Origin of the sequence: Streptomyces sp. P9(2023), from assembly GCF_032436795.1 — a bacterium.
GTDB lineage: Bacteria > Actinomycetota > Actinomycetes > Streptomycetales > Streptomycetaceae > Streptomyces.
On sequence record NZ_JAUPWM010000073.1, the window covers coordinates 1 to 5,157 of the forward strand.

Here is a 5,157-nt window from a genome sequence, read left to right on the forward strand (position 1 = left end):
TGAGGACAAGCCCTCGGCCTATTAGTACCGGTCAGCTCCACCCATTACTGGGCTTCCACATCCGGCCTATCAACCCAGTCGTCTACTGGGAGCCTTACCCTCTCAAGGAGGTGGGAATACTCATCTCGAAGCAGGCTTCCCGCTTAGATGCTTTCAGCGGTTATCCCTCCCGAACGTAGCCAACCAGCCATGCCCTTGGCAGGACAACTGGCACACCAGAGGTTCGTCCGTCCCGGTCCTCTCGTACTAGGGACAGCCCTTCTCAATATTCCTGCGCGCGCAGCGGATAGGGACCGAACTGTCTCACGACGTTCTAAACCCAGCTCGCGTACCGCTTTAATGGGCGAACAGCCCAACCCTTGGGACCGACTCCAGCCCCAGGATGCGACGAGCCGACATCGAGGTGCCAAACCATCCCGTCGATATGGACTCTTGGGGAAGATCAGCCTGTTATCCCCGGGGTACCTTTTATCCGTTGAGCGACGGCGCTTCCACAAGCCACCGCCGGATCACTAGTCCCGACTTTCGTCCCTGCTCGACCCGTCGGTCTCACAGTCAAGCTCCCTTGTGCACTTACACTCAACACCTGATTGCCAACCAGGCTGAGGGAACCTTTGGGCGCCTCCGTTACCCTTTGGGAGGCAACCGCCCCAGTTAAACTACCCATCAGACACTGTCCCTGATCCGGATCACGGACCGAGGTTAGACATCCAGCACGACCAGAGTGGTATTTCAACGGCGACTCCACAACCACTGGCGTGGCTGCTTCAAAGTCTCCCACCTATCCTACACAAGCCGAACCGAACACCAATATCAAACTGTAGTAAAGGTCCCGGGGTCTTTCCGTCCTGCTGCGCGAAACGAGCATCTTTACTCGTAGTGCAATTTCACCGGGCCTATGGTTGAGACAGTCGAGAAGTCGTTACGCCATTCGTGCAGGTCGGAACTTACCCGACAAGGAATTTCGCTACCTTAGGATGGTTATAGTTACCACCGCCGTTTACTGGCGCTTAAGTTCTCAGCTTCGCACACCCGAAAGTGCACTAACCGGTCCCCTTAACGTTCCAGCACCGGGCAGGCGTCAGTCCGTATACATCGCCTTACGGCTTCGCACGGACCTGTGTTTTTAGTAAACAGTCGCTTCTCGCTGGTCTCTGCGGCCACCCCCAGCTCACGGAGTAAATCCGATCACCGGTGATGGCCCCCCTTCTCCCGAAGTTACGGGGGCATTTTGCCGAGTTCCTTAACCATAGTTCACCCGAACGCCTCGGTATTCTCTACCTGACCACCTGAGTCGGTTTAGGGTACGGGCCGCCATGAAACTCGCTAGAGGCTTTTCTCGACAGCATAGGATCATCCACTTCACCACAATCGGCTCGGCATCAGGTCTCAGCCTTAATGTGTGACGGATTTGCCTACCACACGGCCTACACCCTTACCCCGGGACAACCACCGCCCGGGCTGGACTACCTTCCTGCGTCACCCCATCGCTTACCTACTACCACCTTGGTTCGCCGGCTCCACCACTTTCCTTTCCCCGAAGGGTCCGGAACGGCTTCACGGGCTTAGCATTAATGGGCTCGATATTGGGCGTTTCAAAGCGGGTACCGGAATATCAACCGGTTGTCCATCGACTACGCCTGTCGGCCTCGCCTTAGGTCCCGACTTACCCTGGGCAGATCAGCTTGACCCAGGAACCCTTAGTCAATCGGCGCACACGTTTCTCACGTGTGTATCGCTACTCATGCCTGCATTCTCACTCGTGAACCGTCCACAACTCGCTTCCGCGGCTGCTTCACCCGGCACACGACGCTCCCCTACCCATCACAGCGCCCGTTGGGGCTTATTGCTGCAATGACACGACTTCGGCGGTACGCTTGAGCCCCGCTACATTGTCGGCGCGGAATCACTTGACCAGTGAGCTATTACGCACTCTTTCAAGGGTGGCTGCTTCTAAGCCAACCTCCTGGTTGTCTCTGCGACTCCACATCCTTTCCCACTTAGCGTACGCTTAGGGGCCTTAGTCGATGCTCTGGGCTGTTTCCCTCTCGACCATGGAGCTTATCCCCCACAGTCTCACTGCCGTGCTCTCACTTACCGGCATTCGGAGTTTGGCTAAGGTCAGTAACCCGGTAGGGCCCATCGCCTATCCAGTGCTCTACCTCCGGCAAGAAACACACGACGCTGCACCTAAATGCATTTCGGGGAGAACCAGCTATCACGGAGTTTGATTGGCCTTTCACCCCTAACCACAGGTCATCCCCCAGGTTTTCAACCCTGGTGGGTTCGGTCCTCCACGAAGTCTTACCTCCGCTTCAACCTGCCCATGGCTAGATCACTCCGCTTCGGGTCTAGAGCGTGCAACTCAATCGCCCTATTCGGACTCGCTTTCGCTACGGCTTCCCCACACGGGTTAACCTCGCTACACACCGCTAACTCGCAGGCTCATTCTTCAAAAGGCACGCAGTCACGACTGCATGTGCAAGCACATACAGCGACGCTCCCACGGCTTGTAGGCACACGGTTTCAGGTACTATTTCACTCCGCTCCCGCGGTACTTTTCACCATTCCCTCACGGTACTATCCGCTATCGGTCACCAGGGAATATTTAGGCTTAGCGGGTGGTCCCGCCAGATTCACACGGGATTTCTCGGGCCCCGTGCTACTTGGGTGTCTCTCAAACGAGCCGTTGATGTTTCAGCTACGGGGGTCTTACCCTCTACGCCGGACCTTTCGCATGTCCTTCGCCTACATCAACGGTTTCTGACTCGTCTCACAGCCGGCAGACTGTGAAAGAGAGATCCCACAACCCCGCATGCGCAACCCCTGCCGGGTATCACACGCATACGGTTTGGCCTCATCCGGTTTCGCTCGCCACTACTCCCGGAATCACGGTTGTTTTCTCTTCCTGAGGGTACTGAGATGTTTCACTTCCCCTCGTTCCCTCCACATGCCCTATGTGTTCAGGCATGGGTGACAGCCCATGACGACTGCCGGGTTTCCCCATTCGGAAACCCCCGGATCAAAGCCTGGTTGACGGCTCCCCGGGGACTATCGTGGCCTCCCACGTCCTTCATCGGTTCCTGGTGCCAAGGCATCCACCGTGCGCCCTTAAAAACTTGGCCACAGATGCTCGCGTCCACTGTGTAGTTCTCAAGCAACGACCAGCCACCCATCACCCCACCACAACGTGGCGAGTTCACTGGGGCCGGCATCGCGAAGATACAAACCTTTCGGCCGTACCCTCAGATACCCAACAACGTGCCAAGCACGATCCCTCGGGCCATCCCCACGTTCCACGCCGAAGCAGTACTAGTAGAGGTGATCCTCGTGACCGTGCCAACTAATCAACGTTCCACCCATGAGCTGACCGTGCAGAACGTTTGTCTGCAATCGGTACTGTGCTCCTTAGAAAGGAGGTGATCCAGCCGCACCTTCCGGTACGGCTACCTTGTTACGACTTCGTCCCAATCGCCAGTCCCACCTTCGACAGCTCCCTCCCACAAGGGGTTGGGCCACCGGCTTCGGGTGTTACCGACTTTCGTGACGTGACGGGCGGTGTGTACAAGGCCCGGGAACGTATTCACCGCAGCAATGCTGATCTGCGATTACTAGCAACTCCGACTTCATGGGGTCGAGTTGCAGACCCCAATCCGAACTGAGACCGGCTTTTTGAGATTCGCTCCGCCTCGCGGCATCGCAGCTCTTTGTACCGGCCATTGTAGCACGTGTGCAGCCCAAGACATAAGGGGCATGATGACTTGACGTCGTCCCCACCTTCCTCCGAGTTGACCCCGGCGGTCTCCTGTGAGTCCCCATCACCCCGAAGGGCATGCTGGCAACACAGGACAAGGGTTGCGCTCGTTGCGGGACTTAACCCAACATCTCACGACACGAGCTGACGACAGCCATGCACCACCTGTATACCGACCACAAGGGGGGCACTATCTCTAATGCTTTCCGGTATATGTCAAGCCTTGGTAAGGTTCTTCGCGTTGCGTCGAATTAAGCCACATGCTCCGCTGCTTGTGCGGGCCCCCGTCAATTCCTTTGAGTTTTAGCCTTGCGGCCGTACTCCCCAGGCGGGGAACTTAATGCGTTAGCTGCGGCACCGACGACGTGGAATGTCGCCAACACCTAGTTCCCAACGTTTACGGCGTGGACTACCAGGGTATCTAATCCTGTTCGCTCCCCACGCTTTCGCTCCTCAGCGTCAGTAATGGCCCAGAGATCCGCCTTCGCCACCGGTGTTCCTCCTGATATCTGCGCATTTCACCGCTACACCAGGAATTCCGATCTCCCCTACCACACTCTAGCCTGCCCGTATCGGATGCAGACCCGGGGTTAAGCCCCGGGCTTTCACACCCGACGTGACAAGCCGCCTACGAGCTCTTTACGCCCAATAATTCCGGACAACGCTTGCGCCCTACGTATTACCGCGGCTGCTGGCACGTAGTTAGCCGGCGCTTCTTCTGCAGGTACCGTCACTTTCGCTTCTTCCCTGCTGAAAGAGGTTTACAACCCGAAGGCCGTCATCCCTCACGCGGCGTCGCTGCATCAGGCTTTCGCCCATTGTGCAATATTCCCCACTGCTGCCTCCCGTAGGAGTCTGGGCCGTGTCTCAGTCCCAGTGTGGCCGGTCGCCCTCTCAGGCCGGCTACCCGTCGTCGCCTTGGTGGGCCATTACCCCACCAACAAGCTGATAGGCCGCGGGCTCATCCTTCACCGCCGGAGCTTTCAACCAGCCTCCATGCGAAGGCCGGTGTTATCCGGTATTAGACCCCGTTTCCAGGGCTTGTCCCAGAGTGAAGGGCAGATTGCCCACGTGTTACTCACCCGTTCGCCACTAATCCACCCCGAAGGGCTTCATCGTTCGACTTGCATGTGTTAAGCACGCCGCCAGCGTTCGTCCTGAGCCAGGATCAAACTCTCCGTGAATGTTTACCGGTAATCCGGTGCACACACACGAGAGCGGAACGATCGGTCGGAATAGGACCGGTCGTTCACAGCGTCCTCGCTGTGTTGTTGCCTACCGGGCCACAAGGGCCGAGTAGGTCTTTCAAAGGAACCTCGCCATCCGAAGATGGACGGGGTATCAACTAATCTGGCGTTGATTTTTGGCACGCTGTTGAGTTCTCAAGGAACGGACGCTTCCTT

2 rRNA genes are annotated in these 5,157 nt (G+C 57.3%); both read right to left on the reverse strand.

What is annotated here, in order from left to right:
- Position 1 precedes the first annotated feature (1 nt).
- Positions 2-3,125 (reverse strand): 23S ribosomal RNA (locus Q5762_RS36535).
- 287 nt (positions 3,126-3,412) lie between these two features.
- Positions 3,413-4,938, reverse strand: a 16S ribosomal RNA gene (locus Q5762_RS36540).
- Together the 16S and 23S rRNA genes form the textbook arrangement of a ribosomal RNA operon.
- Positions 4,939-5,157 lie beyond the last annotated feature (219 nt).